Origin of the sequence: Clostridium sp. Marseille-Q5894 (assembly GCF_946902305.1) — a bacterium.
Classification (GTDB): domain Bacteria; phylum Bacillota_I; class Bacilli_A; order Erysipelotrichales; family Coprobacillaceae; genus Thomasclavelia.
The window spans coordinates 540,743-557,814 of sequence record NZ_CAMPPT010000002.1 but is presented as its reverse complement, the minus strand read 5'-3'; the positions used below and the strand labels follow the sequence as shown (position 1 = coordinate 557,814).

The following is a 17,072-nucleotide window of genomic DNA, read 5'->3' as shown; positions in this document are numbered from 1 at the left end:
GAGTGTCATAGGGAAGTGACATAATGCTAATTTTGTGTTAGTATTGGACTAAAGGGGGATAAAGAAATGATTACATATAAAAAAGCGACAACAAAAGAAGAAATTATTAAAACTATACATGAAATGGATTTGGAATATGTTAGAGAGTATGGAACATCAATAGTAATTCCGTTTGTTGATAAGAAGACAAGAAAAATTATCGAACGGGAATTAAAAAAATTAAAAATATATCATAAAGTAGAAGTTGTTATGACTAATGATATAAAAGCAATGCATGAACATGTATTAAAAGAATACAAAAAAACAGTATCATAGTTTTTTTAATACTTATGCATAATCAAAATGTACTAAGTTATATTTAAAAGTGATTTTACTGGCTGGATATTTGATTAAAAATTGAAGCTGATAAAATTAAATATAGCAATTTACTAAAGTTTAATATCAACATAAGATGTATTGAAATAATATCTTGCACATTACATCCATTCCATACGCCACGTTTAATAACAACATAAGATGTATTGTAAAGAATATCTAGGTTTAAGATATATCGAGACAATAATTTATTACCCCATATGGATATTATAGTATTAATACATGTTTATTAATAACCTAGATTAGGATAATAATGATTTAGAATCATAAATAGGTAAATTTCTTTAAAGCATTTAAGCTTTAAAGAATTCTTTTTATGTTACGATAAAATGTTTACAAATATGTGAAAATAGGTATTATTTTAACTGCAAAGTGTTAAAAAATAGAATTTTTGGAACTAATGTTTCTTTTTTTTATAATCTTTTGTATAATGATACTATTGCAGGAGGCCTTCAGATGACAAAGAAAAAAGAACTAGTTAAGTTTTCAATTGAAATGATAGCGATTGTTGCAGTAACAGCAGTTGTTTTTACGAAGATCGTGATACCCGTAAAAGTAGATGGGGAAAGTATGTATCCTACATTACACGATAAGGATACCGCAATAGTAAATGCCTTGTATTTAGGCAAAAATGATATAAAACGTTTTGATATTGTCGTTTTGAAATGTGAAAAATTAGATAAAGATATTATTAAAAGAGTAATTGGGTTGCCTGGTGATACTATTGTTTTTAGTAATGATAAGTTATATATAAACGGTTCATATTATGCAGAAGATTATTTAGATAAAGATTATATTGAAGAGGCAAAAGAAAGATACGCTACTGACCTATTTACAAATGATTTTGAAGTAACGTTAGGTGATGATGAGATTTTTGTTTTAGGTGATAATCGCTTACGTTCAGCTGATTCAAGAACACTAGGGACTTTTAAGTATAGTGATATTATTGGTAAAAAGGGAGTAATCATTTATCCATTTAGTAATATGAAGTTTATTGATTAAAGGAGGTAAAGTATGTCGAAGCAAATCCAATGGTTTCCTGGACATATGGCTAAAGCTCGTCGGGAAATTAGTGAGAAAATGAAATTGATTGATATTGTTATTGAGTTAGTAGATGCTAGAGCACCACTTTCATCAAAGAATCCTTTATTTAATCAAGTCTGTAATAATAAGCCTCGCTTAATTGTTATGACAAAAAGAGATTTAGCTGATGAAAAAATAACTGATATGTGGATCAAATATTTTAAAGACAAAGGTATTTATGCAATATGTGTAAATTTGAAAAACTTCAATGAATATCATTTAATAATTGATCTTTGCAAAGATATTTTAAAAGAAAAGATGGAACGTGAAGCCAAGCGAGGTCTTAAGCCCCGAGCAATGCGGGCAATGGTATTAGGAATTCCCAATGTCGGTAAATCAACTTTTATTAATCGTCTTGCTAAGCGTAAAGCGACAGTTACGGGTAATCGTCCTGGTGTAACTAAAGCCCAACAGATCATCAAAGTTGATAAAGATTTTGAATTATTTGATACACCGGGAGTTCTATGGCCGCGATTTGATGATATAAATACAGCTCGTAATATTGCTTTGATCGGGTCAATCAAACAGGATATTTTACCATTAGATGAATTATTTATTTATGCAGTCAAATATTTAGAAACAACATACTATCAAATGGTTAGTAAACGTTATAATATTGAAATCGATTTTGATAGTGACTGGGTGGAAAAAGTCTATGATGATATAGCTAAAAATCGTAAAATTAAACCAGTACGGGGTTATACAGACTATGATCGGGTAATGGAAGTGTTTTTTAATGATATATTTGATGGCAGTATGGGAAGAATTACATGGGAGAAACCAGATGAATCGCTATGAGTATGAAAGTAAATATTATCAGATGGGCTATGATTATATTATTGGTCTAGATGAAGCTGGCCGTGGCCCTATGGCTGGGGAATTAGTTGTAGCTGGGGTGATCTTTCCAAAAGGTTTTTATGATGAAAAAATTAATGATTCAAAGCAGCTTTCAGAAAAAAAACGTGAAGCACTGTATGATTTGATTGTCGAAAATGCTCTAGCTTATGATATTGAAATTATCAGTGTTGAGGATGTTGATAGTTTAAATGTATATCAAGCTAGTAAGCTGGGAATGGAAAAATGTATTGAAAATTTAAAACGTGAAAAGATGTTTGCATTAAGTGATGCAATGCCCCTAAATTATGCTGATCATGAAGCTATCATCAAAGGTGATGCTAAAAGTATTTCTATTGGGGCAGCTAGTATATTAGCTAAGGTCACAAGAGATCGGTTAATGAAAGAATATGCTAAAATTTATCCAGAATATGGTTTTGATAAGCATAAAGGCTATGTTACAAAGATGCATAAAGAGGCGATAGAGAAATATGGTGTTTGTCCAATTCATCGTAAATCTTTTGCACCAGTACAAAAAATTTTAAATAAACAGATGTCATTTGATTTTTAAATGACATTTTTTATTTTTTGTAGTAATTTTTGTTTTTTTGGAGTAAAAGATAATGAGGTGATAAATTTATGGAAGAAATTTTGTTATATTTCTCATTAAAATATGAAGGTGATTTTGATGAAATATATCAAGCTTTACAGCAAAAAGAAAAAGTAGATGAAATTTTAAAAGAAAGGTTATTTAAGAGTTTAAAAGCTAAGTATACAACCATAATATCAAAAGATTATCCGATCAGTTTAAAAGAAATCAGCTGTCCACCTTTTGTTTTATACTATCATGGAAATTTAGAGCTGGTTAAAAATAAGTGTATTGGTGTTGTCGGAATGCGTCATCCTAGTGAATATGGTATTGAGGTGACAAAAATGATGGTTGAGCAGTTAGTAAAAGAAAATTATACGATCGTAAGTGGAATGGCACTAGGAATCGATGCTACGGCTCATAAAAGTGCGATGAATAGTTTTGGGCAAACGATTGCAGTATTGGGAAGTGGAATTGATTATTGCTATCCTTTAAAAAACAAGTCAGTTTATCAGGCTATGAAATGTAATCAGTTGATTATTAGCGAATATCCAGGAAATCTGGTGCCAAAGAAAGTTAATTTTCCACGGCGAAATCGCATAATTTCTGGATTAAGTGAATCTATATTAGTAACAGAAGCAAATTTACGTAGTGGAACGATGATTACAGTGGGGCACGCTTTAGAACAGGGTAAAGATATATATTGTATCCCTAGTAGAATTACGGATCCTTTAGGGTGTAATCATTTGATCCAGCAAGGAGCAAAATTGATAGTTGATATTAATGATATTATTGATGATTAAACATTTTTTTAAATTTTAGTTGACAAAAGTTAAAAAAACACTAATAATTGTGTTATTCGTGTGGAGGAAATGAAATGAGCAAAAAAGTTGTTATTGTCGAGTCGCCATCAAAATCCAAAACAATTGAGAAATATTTAGGAAGTGATTATTTGGTTACTTCTTCAAAAGGTCATGTTCGGGATTTGGCTACTTCAGGAAAAGAGGGATTAGGTGTAGATGTTGAAAATAATTTTGCACCTAAATATGTAATAAATAAAGATAAAAGAGATGTTGTTAAAGAATTGAAGCAATTGGTCAAAGAATCTGATGATGTTTATTTAGCGACCGACCCTGATCGTGAAGGGGAAGCAATTTCCTGGCATTTAGCACAGGTTTTAAATGTTGATATGGATAAAGAAAATCGGGTCGTATTTAATGAGGTAACTAAAGATGCTGTTGTTGATGCGTTAAAGCACCCACGTAAGATCGATCAAAATTTAGTAAAGTCTCAAGAGACGAGAAGGGTTTTAGATCGAATTATTGGATTTAAATTATCTAAGTTATTACAAAAGAAGATCAAATCTAAAAGTGCTGGACGTGTTCAATCAGTTGCTTTACGTTTGATCGTTGAAAGAGAACGTGAAATTGAAGCATTTGTTCCTCAAGAATATTGGAAAATCAAAGCTGAATTTGAAAAAGATCAAATTGAATTTACCGGCGAACTAACAAAATATAATAATAAGAAATTAGAAATTAAAAATGGTGAAGAAGCAAATAACATTTATGAATCATTAAATAAAGAATTTGAAATTGCTAATGTTAAAAAGACAACCAAAAAAAGAGAGTCAAAACCACCATTTATAACATCAACTTTACAGCAGGAGGCTTCTTCTAAATTAGGCTATAAAGCAAGAAGAACAATGTCGATTGCCCAAAAGTTATATGAAGGGGTTGCTTTAGAGGATGAAACAGTTGGTTTGATTACGTATATGCGTACCGATTCGACTCGTTTATCGGATTCTTTTGTAAGTAGTGCTCATGAGTATATTAGTGAAAAATATGGTAAGGACTATGTTGGAAAAGTCAAAGTTAGTAAAAAAACAGAAAATGTCCAGGATGCTCATGAAGGGATTAGACCAACAAGTGCTCTACGAACTCCTGAAAGTGTAAAGAAATTTTTAAAACCAGAAGAATATAAATTATATGCTTTGATTTATGCTCGGGCGATGGCTTCATTGATGGCACCAGCTAAATTTGATGCTACATCAGTGTCTTTGATGAATAATGGATATGAATTTAGAGCTAGCGGTTCAGTAATTAAATTTGATGGTTATTTGCGAGTTTATGGTGATTATGAAAAACAAAATAATGAATTATTACCAGAATTAAAAGAAAAAGAAATGATTGAAAGCAAGAAGATTGAAAAAACTCAACATTTTACTAAACCACCTGCTCGATATAGTGAAGCAAAGTTAATTAAAGAAATGGAAGAATTAGGAATTGGACGTCCTAGTACTTATGCGATGATCATCGATACGATTCAAACTAGAGGTTATGTAGAATTGATCGATAAAGCATTTAAACCAACCGAATCAGGAATTTTAACAAGTGATCGTTTAACGCAATATTTCAATGACATTATAAATGTTGAATACACTGCTAAAATGGAACATGAATTAGATGAAATTGCTGAAGGTGAAGATGATTACGTAAGTGCACTGCAAAGTTTTATGGATATTTTCCAGCCTTTATTAGATGATGCCTATGATAAAATGGAAGTAATTGCTCCTAAGAAAACTGGGGAGAAATGTCCTGAATGTGGACATGATCTAGTTGAGCGCAAAGGTCGTTATGGGACATTTGTAGCATGTGAAAATTATCCAGAATGTAAATATATCAAAAAGGATCCTGTAGAAATAGAATATACGGGTGAAGAATGTCCAAAATGTGGCGGTAAGATGGTTTTTAAAAATGGCCGTTATGGACGTTTTGAAGCCTGCTCAAATTATCCAGAATGTAAGTATATTAAAAATAGTAAGAAAAAAGAACCTGTCATGACTGATGAAATCTGTCCAAATTGTGGCTCACCAGTTGTAATCAAACAGGGACGCTGGGGTGAATTTAAAGCATGTTCAAATTATCCTAAATGCAAGACGATCATAAAGTAGAACGGAAGTTCTACTTTTGTTTTCAAATAATAAATGTTAAAATATGAAAGGTGATAAAAAATGGAAAAAATAATAAATGTAATTGGTGCTGGGTTGGCAGGTGTCGAAGCTTGTTATCAGTTAGTTAAACGCGGGTATAAAGTTCGTTTATATGAAATGCGCCCGCAAAAGATGACACCGGCCCATCATAGTGAAAATTTTGCCGAACTAGTTTGCTCTAATTCATTAAGAGCCGATGGAACAGCTAATGCTGTTGGTGTTTTAAAAAAAGAAATGGAAATGCTCGATAGTATCGTTATTAGATTTGCTAGAAAGCATCAGGTTCCTGCTGGTGGAGCTTTAGCAGTCGATCGTGATAATTTTTCAAAAGATATTACTGAGTATTTAAGAAATCATCCTTTAGTTGAAGTTATCCATGAAGAAGTTACCGAGTTTCCAAAAGGCCATACGATCATTGCTTCGGGTCCTTTAACAAGTGATGCCTTGTCTAATGCAATTAAAGATAAATTAGGAGAAGATTATTTTTATTTTTTTGATGCTGCAGCGCCAATCGTTAGTAAAGAAAGTATCAATTTTGAAAAAGCATATTATAAATCACGTTATGATAAAGGTGATAATGAATATATTAATTGTCCGATGAGTGAAGAAGAATTTAATCATTTTTATGACGAGTTGATTAATGCTCAAGTGGTAAAACCTAAAGATTTTGAAGAGAAGTTTTTTGAAGGTTGTATGCCTTTTGAGGAAATGGCGCGACGTGGTAAACAAACTTTATTGTTTGGTCCGATGAAACCAGTAGGTTTAAATACGCCTGATGGTAAACGGCCATATGCTGTAGTACAGTTACGTCAAGATAACGTCCAGGCAAGTTTATATAATATCGTAGGTTTTCAAACACATTTAACATGGCCGGAACAAAAACGGATCATTCAAATGATTCCAGGACTTGAAAATGCTAGTTTTGTTCGTTATGGTGTTATGCATCGAAACAGTTTTATCTGTTCACCAAAACATTTATTAAATACATATCAATTAAAAGTTGAGCCTAGTATTTTTATGGCTGGTCAAATTACTGGTGTGGAAGGGTATGTTGAATCAGCCCAAAGTGGAATCGTAGCTGGTATTAATATGATTAGATTATTGGAAGATAAAGAACCTTTGATTTTTCCTAAAGAAACAGTTATGGGATCTTTAGCTATTTATATTACTAATGCTTCAGCTGAAGATTTCCAGCCAATGAAAGCCAATTTTGGAATATTACCAGATTTTTCGATTCGGATCAAAAAGAAGGAGCGAAAAGCAGCGTATGCTACGCGGGCATTAGAAACAATGAAGGAATTTATAGAGATAAATGGACTTGGATAAATTGATTGATCAATACCTGGATTATTTAAAATATCAGCGTAATTATTCGGATAAAACGATTGAATCGTATCGTCGTGAAATAAATCATTTTAAAAGATTTTTAATTCAAGAAGTAATCGATAGTTATAATAATGTTGATTATTTTATGTTAAGAGGTTATTTAACTAAACTGTATGAAGAAAATTTATCAAAAGTTAGTATCAATCATAAATTAAGTGCCCTTAGAAGCTTTTTTAATTATTTGTTGAAGGAAGAATTAATCAAAGATAATCCTTTTAAGCTGATTGAATCACAAAAAGTAGCTAAACGAACTCCCGACTTTTTATTTCCTGAAGAAATCATCGCATTATTAGATAGTATTGAGACAAAAGATGATCTAGGGATACGTAATAAAGCTATGCTGGAACTTATGTATGCTTCAGGCCTAAGATGTTCAGAAGTAGTGAATTTGCAAATCTCAAACATTGATTTAAATCAACAAGTATTATTAATTCATGGAAAAGGAAATAAAGATCGTTATGTCCCGTTTCATGAATATGCACGGGATTGGTTAATTGAATATATTGATGATGCTCGTAATAATTTAATGATCAAAAACGAAGGGCATAATTTTGTTTTTGTAAATAAGTTTGGTAATCCCTTGACAAACCGTGGCGTTGAAAATATTGTTGATCGTGTTACTAAACATTATGATCCAACAAAAAAAATACATCCCCATACGATCAGACATTCATTTGCAACCCATTTATTAAATGCTGGTGCTGATATTCGAACTGTTCAGGAGCTTTTAGGTCATGAAAATCTTGCAACAACACAAATTTATACCCATATTACAAAAGATCATTTAAGAGAAGTGTATTTGCAAACACATCCACGAAGCGAAGATAAATAAAAAAACTCTTGATTTTTTCTAAAAATAAGCTAAAATATAGTTGTAAATCAAGTATTCCAAAAGAAAAGGAAGAGGGGTGACTCTTCCTTTTCACTGTTTTACGGGCTATCATTCTAATTAAATCCGCTTAGATTTAATTAGATATAAAATTAGAAATAATATTATCAAGTATTCCATAATTGGAAACTTTATTATTTTTAATATGAGCCCGCTGGAAAATTTTAAACATTCGTTTCCTCCTTCCATTCAAACAGCAGTAGCTACCTTTCTATATTTTATCACGGTTTAAATAATTATTCGTCTCAACATTGTTGCTGATTTGTTTCATGATTATTTATTTTTAATGTTATTAGATTGTTGAAATTTAGTTATATGTTTACAAAAGTGGATTAATTAAAAAAATATGCTTGTATGTTATATTTTTTTGTGATAAAATATCTCAGGTATGAAAAATACACACATTATGGATTCATTTATCTAGTGCCTAATGGTGATAAATGTTCGAAATAATGGAGGAAAAAACAAAAAGGAGGAAGTTACAATGTCAGTAATTTCAATGAAAAAATTATTAGAAGTAGGTGTTCATTTTGGACATCAAACAAAAAGATGGAATCCTAAAATGGCTCCATACATCTTTACAGCAAGAAATGGTATTTACATTATTGATTTACAAAAATCATCTAAAAAAATTGATGATGCTTATAAAGCAATGAATGAAATCGCTGCAAAAGGTGGAAAAGTATTATTTGTTGGTACTAAAAAACAAGCTCAAGAAGCAGTAAAAGAAGAAGCTATCCGTTCTGAAAGTTTCTATGTAAACTCTCGCTGGTTAGGAGGAACTTTAACTAACTTCAAAACAATTCAAAAAAGAATCAGAAGATTGATTGAATTAGAAAAAATGGAAGCTGATGGTACTTTTGATTTATTACCTAAAAAAGAAGTAATCTTACTTAAAAAAGAAGCTGCTAAGTTAGAAAAGAACTTAGGTGGTATCAAAGAAATGAGAAGATTACCAAACGCATTATTCGTAGTAGACCCAAAAGCTGAACATAATGCAGTAGCTGAAGCTAGAATCTTAGGAATTCCTGTATTTGGTATCGTTGATACTAACTGTGATCCTGATGAAGTTGATTATGTTATTCCAGCTAATGATGATGCAATCAGAGCTGTTAAATTAATCGTTGCAGCTATGGCAGATGCTATTTGCGAAGCTAAAAACGAACCATTAACTGTAGCATATATTAAAGATGAAGATGACAAAGAAGTATCTATGAATGATGCTATCACTTCAGTTGAAAATAATCAAAGAAGAGCTCCTAGAAATAAAGGTGGTAGACCTAATCCTAGAAGAAATGGTGCTCCAAAAGCAACTAAAGAAGAAAAAACAGCTGGAACTGAAAAATAATTTGTAAAATAAGGGAAAGCTCTGCTTTTCCTTTTTAAATAAATACACATAAAGGAGATAACAAAATGGCAATTAGTGCAAAATTAGTAAAAGAATTACGTGAAAAAACTGGTGCTGGGATGATGGACTGCAAAAAAGCATTAGAAGCTTGTGACGGTGATATTGAAAAATCATTCGACTGGTTAAGAGAAAAAGGAATCGCAAAAGCTGCTAAAAAAGCAGATCGTATTGCTGCTGAAGGTTTAACTACTTTTGTTGTTGAAGGTAATACTGCTGCAATCGTCGAAGTAAACTCAGAAACTGATTTCGTTGCAAAAAATGCTGAATTCCAAGGGTTAGTAAAAACAATCGCAGAAACTGTTGTTGCTAATAAACCTGCTGATTTAGAAGCTGCTTTAAATACTGAAATCGAAGGTAAAAAATTAGAAACAGTTATTGCTGAAGCAAGTGGTAAAATTGGTGAAAAATTAAGTTTTAGAAGATTTGAAGTATTAACTAAAGAAGATAATGAAGCATTTGGTGCTTATTCACATATGGGTGGAAAAATGACTGCAATTGTTAAAGTTGCTAATTCTACTGCTGAAAAAGCTCGTGATGTTGCTATGCATGTAGCTGCTTCAAATCCTCAATATATCGATAGAACAGCTATTCCTCAAGAAGTATTAGATCATGAATTAGCTGTATTAAAAGCTCAAGCAATGGAAGAAAATGCAAAAGCTGCTAAACCAAAACCAGAAAATATTGTTGAAAAAATGGTTCAAGGTAGATTAAATAAAAACTTAAAAGAAATGTGCTTAGTTGATCAAGAATTTATTAAAAATCCTGATGAAACTGTAGCTAAATTCTTAGGTGAAGGTAAAGTTTTAAATATGGTTAGATTCCAAGTTGGTGAAGGAATGGCTAAAAGAGAAGAAAACTTTGCTGAAGAAGTAGCTGCGCAAATGAAAGGTTAATTTTTAGTTACTATTATAATGATAAATAAACCCCGTAGATTTATGTTCTGCGGGGTTTTTAAATATAATTATCTGAAATTTTATTTCCCTTTTTCCAAATTAAAATCAAAATTATTAAGAATATTACACCAGATATAAAGACGACAGCTTTTAAGTCATATAATTCAAATAAATTTCCAAATACTAAATTTCCCCACATAGACATCATCCAGGCGATCGATCCATAAATCGAGAAAATTTTTGCACGATGTCCTTCGGGTAAAGCTTCCTGTAATAAGGTACTTTCAAAAATGGTACAAGCTATCCAGGCAAAACTTTCAATTAATAATATGCTGGCTAACGTGATAAAATGATTTGTAAAAATTAAACCAATGGTCAAGATTATTTTTAATGATCCAAATATAAATAAATGATTTTTTAAAGCTAAAGAACATTTTTCAACAATAAATTTTGTACTTATTGTTCCTAATAGCATTCCTAGTCCCTGAATTGTTGTTAAAAAGCCATATTCAAAATCATTCAATAATAAAAATTGTTTAGAATATATAACTAATAATATTTCTAAAAGACCATCATAAATCAATAGTATAGATACAAAAAATAATACATATTTTGCTTTTTTATTTTGAAATAATAATTTTATTGCTGATAAGATATCATTAAGATGAAAATATGATTTTTCTTTATTGTTTTGATGTCTATGTTCAATTTTAAAGAAAAATATAAAAGCTAAGCTATTTAACAATATGGCAATAAAAAAAGGAATTTATTATCAACAAGATACATTTATAGAAGTATTTATAGTAAAATATCATAGCAAACTATTTATATTAGTAAATATATTTTGGAATGGTTTAAGCCAAGAAGTTATCACTAATATTCATACTTTAGAAAAAGGATAATAAAATGTTAGTTAATCCAGACATAGAAGTGAATTAAAGATGATTTTAGATCTTTTGGCAATCTCAAATATGAATTAGGGATTAAATTAAAAAATCATAGAAAGATAATGCTGTTCATGATTATCAAAACTGTGTACAAAAATCATCATTAGATGATAGATAGTGATTTTTTGTATAACATATTTTATTATTGATTGGATACAGATGGTTTTGGTTGTTTCCCAAATAATTATTTGTTTCAAAAAATATGTGACTTATTAGATTATAGATCTTTTTATGCTTTAATGAAATGGTAAACATCATAATCTAATATTTTAACTGATCATCTAAATAATATAGTTAAATTGATCATTTATTAGGAGTAATAATAAATTGTTTATAATTAGAAAAATCTAAAAAATATCTAGATAGTTTTACAGGCATTAATCTACCTTGACTAAAGAGAGAAAATGTGATAAATTTTGTAGAGAAAAAGTAATCATTATTGTTGATAATGGGATGCAAATTTATGCATAGATCTTTTTTAAGAAAATGTAAAAAAGGAGATTAATATGAAGTATAAGCGGGTATTATTGAAATTAAGCGGTGAAGCTCTAGCTGGTGATGATAAAATGGGAATCAATGCGCAGACTGTAGCAGATATTGCACGTCAAATCAAAGATGCCAAAGCTATTGGTGTAGAAATTGCAATAGTATGTGGTGGTGGAAACTTGTGGCGTGGTAAAACTGGTGCCGATATGGGAATGGATCGTTCAAGTGCTGACTACATGGGAATGTTAGCAACTGTTATGAATGGTTTAGCAGTTCAAAATGCTTTAGAAGCTATTGATGTTCCAACAAGAGTTCTTTCAGCAATTGAAATGCGTCAAGTAGCTGAGCCATATATTAGAAGACGGGCGATTCGTCATTTGGAAAAAGGGCGTATCGTTATTTTTGGAGCTGGTACAGGAAGTCCGTTCTTTACAACTGATACAACAGCAGCTTTAAGAGCAGCTGAAATCAATGCTGATGTTATTTTAATGGCAAAAAATGGTGTTGATGGTGTTTATTCAGCTGATCCTAAACTTGATCCAAATGCAGAACGTTTTGAAAACATTTCATATTTTGATGTATTACAGAAAGATTTAAAAATTATGGATCAAACTGCAATTACTTTATGTAAAGATAATAATATTGATTTATGTGTATTTAATATGTCTGAAGATGGCAATATTGCTAAAGCATGTAATGGCGATAAAATAGGAACAATTATTTCAGGAGGAAAATAGAAATGATAAACATGATTTTAGATGATACGAGTGAAAGAATGAGCAAAACGATCGATTCTTTTAAACGTGATTTAACAACAGTTAGAACAGGACGGGCTAATCCAGCAATGCTTGATCGTGTAATGGTCAATTATTATGGATCACCGACACCAGTTAATCAAATTGCGGGAATTTCAGTAGTAGAAGGACGTCAATTAGTAATTAAACCTTATGATAAATCAAGTATTAAAGATATTGAACATGGTATTTATGAAGCTGAATTAGGATTAACACCACAAAATGATGGGGAACTTATCCGTATCATGGTACCAGCTTTAACTGAAGAACGTCGTAAAGAATTCGCTAAACAAGTTTGGAAATATGCTGAAAATGCTAAAGTATCAGTTCGTAATATTCGTCGTGATAGTAATGATGAAATAAAAAAAGTCGACGGTAGTGAAGATGAAATAAAATCTGGTCAAGAAAAAGTTCAAAAGTTAACTGATAAATTTGTTAAAGAAATTGATGAGATTGCTAAAGCAAAAGAAAAAGAGATTATGACTGTATAATAATTATCGATGCTAAGTTTAGATTTAGCATCTTTTTTTTATAGTCTATTTATGGTATAATCTCGAATAGTTAAACAGGAGGTCAACAAATGTTTTTTAAAAAAGATAAAAAAGAAGAAGATTATCAAGATCTTGATTTGAATAATATTCCGAAACATATTGCTTTTATTATGGATGGCAATGGTAGATGGGCAAAGAAACGCAAAATGCCTCGTACATATGGACATCATGAAGGAACTAAGACGATTCGTGATATTGCTTTAAAATGCAATGAATTAAAGGTGGAAGCAATGACTGTTTATGCTTTTTCAACAGAAAATTTTGCGCGTCCTGAAAATGAAGTTCAGTATATTTTTAAACTGCCAAAAGATTTTTTTGATGCATATATGAAAGAATTGATGGAAAATAATGTTAAGATCTGTACGATCGGTCATTTAGATATGGCGCCTCAAGAAACTCAGGATATCATTAATAAAGCAATTGAAAAAACACAGCATAACACTGGTTTAAAATTATGTTTTGCCTTTATTTATGGTGGACGTGATGAGATAGTTAATGCTGGTAAGAATATTGCTATCAAACTAAAAGAGGGTGAGATCGATATTAATGATATTGATGAACAGTTATTTGCTGGTGAATTAATGACTAAAGATTTACCAGATGTTGATTTGATGGTTAGAACGAGTGGTGAACAGCGTTTGTCTAACTTTCTATTATGGCAATTAGCTTATGCCGAATTTGTTTTTACAGATGTATTATGGCCAGATTTCAATGAAGAAGAATTGTGTAAAGCGATTTGGCTGTATCAAAATCGAGATCGGCGTTTTGGAGGATTAAAATAATGAAACAAAGAATAATTACGGCTATTTGTTTATTGATAGTAGCTTTGCCATGTGTTATTTTAGGTGGTTACTTTTTTAAGGGACTAGTAGGTGTAGTACTAGCTCTGTCGGTTTATGAAATGCTTCATATTTGTACTCGTCCTAAAATTAAATTATATATTTATCCCTTAGTATTTTTATTTTTTAGTTATGGTTTTTTATTTGATCAAAATGATTTGTTTTTGGCTTCTTATGGGATACTGCTTTATTTGGTTGTCTTATTTGCAGCAACGATATTTGATGAGACTTTAACGATTGAAAGAACAAGTTATATTTTTACGATGGGGGTACTGATTTGTGCCGGTTTACATGCATTGATGTCACTTCGTGATGTTTATGGTTTTCAGTATTTATTATTATTGGCTTTAGCTACTTATGGTAGTGATACAGGAGCTTATTTTGCGGGTGTCTTTTTTGGAAAACATAAACTAATTCCTAGATTATCACCAAAGAAAACTGTTGAAGGATCGATAGGCGGGGTGTTTTTAGGAACTTTGCTGGCAGTTAGTTTTGCTGGGTATTTTGGACTTTTAAAAACAAATTCAATTTTGATCGTAGCATGTTTTGTTTTAACTCTTACAAGCCAAATCGGTGATTTAGTTTTTAGTGCTGTGAAACGTCATTTTGGCGTTAAAGACTATTCAAATTTATTACCTGGGCATGGTGGTATTTTAGATCGAATTGACAGTATTTTATTTAATGCACTTGTGTTAAGTTTCTTTTTAGTGATGGTGAGGTTATAAAATGAAAAATATTACAGTCTTAGGAGTAACAGGATCAATTGGAATGCAGACTGTTGATGTGGTCAAAAATCATTCTGACAGGTTTAAGATCAAGGCAATGTCAGCAGGATTCAATATTGCAAAAGTAGAAGAGATTTTAGAGATGATCGATGTTGAATATATTTGTGTGGTTAATAAAGAAGATGCCACTTATTTACAAAAAAAATATCCCCATAAATATATTTATCATGGAACCGAGGGATTGATTAAAATAGCAACATTGAGTGAAGTCGATATTGTTTTAAATGCAATCGTTGGCTTTGCCGGTTTATTACCAACAATTGAAGCAATCAAAGCTAATAAAGATATTGCTTTAGCTAATAAGGAAACATTAGTAGTTGCAGGGCATATAATTACTAAGCTGGTAAAAGAAAATAATGTTAAATTGTTACCAGTTGATAGTGAACATTCAGCTATTTTTCAATCTTTAAATGGAGAAAATAGAAAGCAGATAAAAAAGATTATTTTAACTGCTAGTGGTGGCAGCTTTCGCGATAAAAGTCGCGAAGAGCTTGTAGGTGTAAGTGTACAGGAAGCTTTGAATCATCCTAATTGGTCGATGGGAGCTAAAATAACTATTGATAGTGCTACTCTTTTTAATAAAGGTTTGGAAGTTATTGAAGCTAAATGGCTTTTTGATGTTAGTTATGATCAAATAGAAGTACTGATTCATCCTGAAAGTATCATTCATTCAATGGTTGAATTTGTTGATACATCAGTCATTGGACAACTAGGTAATCCTGATATGCGTCTACCGATTCAATATGCTTTAACTTATCCTGAACGTGATGTCTTAGCTGGTGGTGCGAGTTTAGATTTAGCTAAGATTGCTGCTTTAACGTTTAAAAAACCTGATTTTAAACGCTTTAGAGCTTTAGCATTAGCATATCAGGCAGGGCGTGAAGGTGGTAGTAAACCATGTGTTTTAAATGGTGCAAATGAACAAGCCAATGAATTGTTTAGAAATGGTAAAATTGAGTTTTTACAAATTGAAGAATTAGTCGAAAAAGCTTTATCTTGCCATCAAACTATTAAAGAGCCAACTTTACAGCAGTTAATTGAAGTTGATGCTTGGGCTCGTGATTTTGTATTAAAAGAGATAGGAGAAGATGGATGCAAACATTAATAAATATTGTTGTTTTTATATTGATATTAGGAATTGTTGTTTTAGTCCACGAATTAGGACACTTTTTAACAGCAAAATCATTTGGTGTATATTGTAGCGAATTTTCAATTGGTATGGGGCCTAAATTGTTTTCACGAAAAGTTGGGGAAACTGAATATGAAATTAGAGCTTTGCCAATTGGCGGTTTTGTTAGTATGGCTGGAGAAGCAGATAATGATATTGAGGAATTTAAAGATGTTCCTTTTGAAAGAACTTTAAAAGGAATTAGCTGTTGGAAGAAATGTGTTGTCTTTTTAGCTGGCGTCTTCATGAATTTTGTTTTATCATTAGTTATTTTAATTAGTGTATATTGTTTTATCAATGTTCAAACTAACACCTCAGAAATTGGTACGGTTGTTCCAGATAGTCCAGCTATGATGGCAGGCTTAGAAGCCGGCGATACTATTTCTAAGATAACTTATAATGATCAAGAAAATATTGTTGCTTCGTTTAGTGATATTCAAAAAGTGTTAGATAATTCTAATTTGAAATCTGACAGCAGTCAAGTTTCATTAAAAGTTGAGATCGTTCGTAATGGTAAGACAATGACCAAGAATGTTAGTGCTAATTATGACCAGGATACTAATTCTTATATTATGGGAATTAAAGCTGCGACAAGAAGATTAAGTTTTTTTGAAGCAATCAACTATGGTTTGGATCAATTTAAAACAATGGCATTGTTGATTTTTACTACTTTAGGGAAATTAATAACTGATTCGGCTAATACAATAGGGCAGTTATCAGGTCCTGTTGGTATATACAATGTTACTTCAGAAATTACCCAAACAGGTTCGATCAGTCAGCTTCTCATTTTACTAGCGCTTTTTTCAACCAATATTGGGATGTTTAATTTACTTCCGATTCCTGGTTTAGATGGATGTCAAGTGCTTTTTGCATTAGTAGAAAAGATCATTGGTCGTGAACTGCCAATCAAGCTTAAATATGTACTTCAAGTTATTGGTTTATTATTTGTTTTTGGCTTGATGATTTTTGTAACGATCAATGATATTTCGGGAATATTTAGTTAAAGGGAAATTAATTCCCTTTTCTTATGTTATAATAACAAATATGAATTTAAAG

At 31.1% G+C, this 17,072-nt stretch carries 16 protein-coding genes and 1 pseudogene; 16 read left to right on the top strand and 1 reads right to left on the bottom strand.

Annotated features, from left to right (window positions below; genetic code table 11):
- The first annotated feature begins 66 nt into the window (after positions 1-66).
- The 10 genes and pseudogenes from OC535_RS05390 (at position 67) to tsf (ending at position 10,446) form a co-directional block, all read left to right on the top strand.
- Positions 67-315, top strand: coding sequence for a hypothetical protein (locus tag OC535_RS05390; RefSeq protein WP_024720601.1), 249 nt, complete (start codon positions 67-69; stop codon positions 313-315).
- A 516-nt stretch (positions 316-831) separates the two neighbouring features.
- Positions 832-1,377, top strand: a complete 546-nt coding sequence (gene lepB, locus OC535_RS05385; protein WP_498823339.1) for a signal peptidase I — start codon at positions 832-834, stop codon at positions 1,375-1,377.
- 12 nt (positions 1,378-1,389) lie between these two features.
- Entirely contained in the window at positions 1,390-2,256 is an 867-nt protein-coding gene (ylqF, locus tag OC535_RS05380; RefSeq protein ID WP_024720600.1) for a ribosome biogenesis GTPase YlqF, read from the top strand.
- Positions 2,243-2,863 (top strand): ribonuclease HII, encoded by a 621-nt coding sequence (gene rnhB / locus OC535_RS05375; protein ID WP_024720599.1) that lies wholly within the window; start codon positions 2,243-2,245, stop codon positions 2,861-2,863. Before ylqF ends, rnhB begins: the two co-directional genes overlap by 14 nt.
- Positions 2,864-2,931: 68 nt before the next feature.
- The gene (gene dprA, locus OC535_RS05370) at positions 2,932-3,684 is read left to right on the top strand and encodes a DNA-processing protein DprA (protein ID WP_227053060.1); all 753 of its coding nucleotides are present in this window, start codon (positions 2,932-2,934) and stop codon (positions 3,682-3,684) included.
- A 74-nt stretch (positions 3,685-3,758) separates the two neighbouring features.
- Positions 3,759-5,831, top strand: a complete 2,073-nt coding sequence (gene topA / locus OC535_RS05365; protein ID WP_024720597.1) for a type I DNA topoisomerase — start codon at positions 3,759-3,761, stop codon at positions 5,829-5,831.
- A gap of 60 nt (positions 5,832-5,891) precedes the next feature.
- Entirely contained in the window at positions 5,892-7,196 is a 1,305-nt protein-coding gene (gene trmFO / locus OC535_RS05360; RefSeq protein ID WP_498823338.1) for a methylenetetrahydrofolate--tRNA-(uracil(54)-C(5))-methyltransferase (FADH(2)-oxidizing) TrmFO, read from the top strand.
- Positions 7,183-8,088 (top strand): tyrosine recombinase XerC, encoded by a 906-nt coding sequence (gene xerC, locus OC535_RS05355; RefSeq protein WP_498823337.1) that lies wholly within the window; start codon positions 7,183-7,185, stop codon positions 8,086-8,088. The genes trmFO and xerC overlap by 14 nt, the downstream gene beginning before the upstream one ends.
- A 541-nt stretch (positions 8,089-8,629) precedes the next feature.
- A pseudogene (gene rpsB / locus OC535_RS05350) lies at positions 8,630-9,304 on the top strand (30S ribosomal protein S2); the annotation flags it as partial.
- Between the two features lie 254 nt (positions 9,305-9,558).
- The gene (tsf, locus tag OC535_RS05345; RefSeq protein WP_498823335.1) at positions 9,559-10,446 is read left to right on the top strand and encodes a translation elongation factor Ts; all 888 of its coding nucleotides are present in this window, start codon (positions 9,559-9,561) and stop codon (positions 10,444-10,446) included.
- 58 nt (positions 10,447-10,504) lie between these two features.
- On the opposite strand, the gene OC535_RS05340 is transcribed toward tsf, so the two are convergent.
- Entirely contained in the window at positions 10,505-11,191 is a 687-nt protein-coding gene (locus tag OC535_RS05340) for an MFS transporter (protein WP_227053057.1), read from the bottom strand.
- Positions 11,192-11,899: 708 nt separating this feature from the next.
- Here OC535_RS05340 and pyrH point away from each other — a divergent pair.
- From pyrH to OC535_RS05310, 6 genes are all read left to right on the top strand, one after another.
- Complete coding sequence (pyrH, locus tag OC535_RS05335; protein WP_024720591.1) at positions 11,900-12,616, top strand: UMP kinase; 717 nt, start codon at positions 11,900-11,902, stop codon at positions 12,614-12,616.
- A 2-nt stretch (positions 12,617-12,618) separates the two neighbouring features.
- Positions 12,619-13,164 carry a ribosome recycling factor gene (frr, locus tag OC535_RS05330; RefSeq protein ID WP_024720590.1) on the top strand — a complete coding sequence of 182 codons (546 nt, stop codon included), beginning with the start codon at positions 12,619-12,621 and terminating at the stop codon, positions 13,162-13,164.
- A gap of 89 nt (positions 13,165-13,253) precedes the next feature.
- On the top strand, positions 13,254-14,006 hold the full coding sequence (uppS, locus tag OC535_RS05325) for an undecaprenyl pyrophosphate synthase (protein WP_027088946.1): 753 nt from the start codon (positions 13,254-13,256) through the stop codon (positions 14,004-14,006).
- Positions 14,006-14,788: a phosphatidate cytidylyltransferase gene (locus tag OC535_RS05320; protein ID WP_027088947.1), complete on the top strand. Its 783-nt coding sequence runs from the start codon at positions 14,006-14,008 to the stop codon at positions 14,786-14,788. The genes uppS and OC535_RS05320 overlap by 1 nt, the downstream gene beginning before the upstream one ends.
- A gap of 1 nt (position 14,789) precedes the next feature.
- A complete protein-coding gene (locus OC535_RS05315) occupies positions 14,790-15,953 on the top strand; it encodes a 1-deoxy-D-xylulose-5-phosphate reductoisomerase (protein ID WP_498823334.1) in 1,164 nt (387 codons plus the stop codon).
- Positions 15,941-17,020, top strand: coding sequence for a M50 family metallopeptidase (locus tag OC535_RS05310; protein ID WP_024720587.1), 1,080 nt, complete (start codon positions 15,941-15,943; stop codon positions 17,018-17,020). Before OC535_RS05315 ends, OC535_RS05310 begins: the two co-directional genes overlap by 13 nt.
- Positions 17,021-17,072 lie beyond the last annotated feature (52 nt).

Coding starts and splice junctions, on each gene's coding strand:
- OC535_RS05390 (WP_024720601.1), top strand. CDS start 67: ATGATTACATATAAAAAAGCGACAACAAAAGAAGAAATTATTAAAACT.
- lepB (WP_498823339.1), top strand. CDS start 832: ATGACAAAGAAAAAAGAACTAGTTAAGTTTTCAATTGAAATGATAGCG.
- ylqF (WP_024720600.1), top strand. CDS start 1,390: ATGTCGAAGCAAATCCAATGGTTTCCTGGACATATGGCTAAAGCTCGT.
- rnhB (WP_024720599.1), top strand. CDS start 2,243: ATGAATCGCTATGAGTATGAAAGTAAATATTATCAGATGGGCTATGAT.
- dprA (WP_227053060.1), top strand. CDS start 2,932: ATGGAAGAAATTTTGTTATATTTCTCATTAAAATATGAAGGTGATTTT.
- topA (WP_024720597.1), top strand. CDS start 3,759: ATGAGCAAAAAAGTTGTTATTGTCGAGTCGCCATCAAAATCCAAAACA.
- trmFO (WP_498823338.1), top strand. CDS start 5,892: ATGGAAAAAATAATAAATGTAATTGGTGCTGGGTTGGCAGGTGTCGAA.
- xerC (WP_498823337.1), top strand. CDS start 7,183: ATGGACTTGGATAAATTGATTGATCAATACCTGGATTATTTAAAATAT.
- tsf (WP_498823335.1), top strand. CDS start 9,559: ATGGCAATTAGTGCAAAATTAGTAAAAGAATTACGTGAAAAAACTGGT.
- pyrH (WP_024720591.1), top strand. CDS start 11,900: ATGAAGTATAAGCGGGTATTATTGAAATTAAGCGGTGAAGCTCTAGCT.
- frr (WP_024720590.1), top strand. CDS start 12,619: ATGATAAACATGATTTTAGATGATACGAGTGAAAGAATGAGCAAAACG.
- uppS (WP_027088946.1), top strand. CDS start 13,254: ATGTTTTTTAAAAAAGATAAAAAAGAAGAAGATTATCAAGATCTTGAT.
- OC535_RS05320 (WP_027088947.1), top strand. CDS start 14,006: ATGAAACAAAGAATAATTACGGCTATTTGTTTATTGATAGTAGCTTTG.
- OC535_RS05315 (WP_498823334.1), top strand. CDS start 14,790: ATGAAAAATATTACAGTCTTAGGAGTAACAGGATCAATTGGAATGCAG.
- OC535_RS05310 (WP_024720587.1), top strand. CDS start 15,941: ATGCAAACATTAATAAATATTGTTGTTTTTATATTGATATTAGGAATT.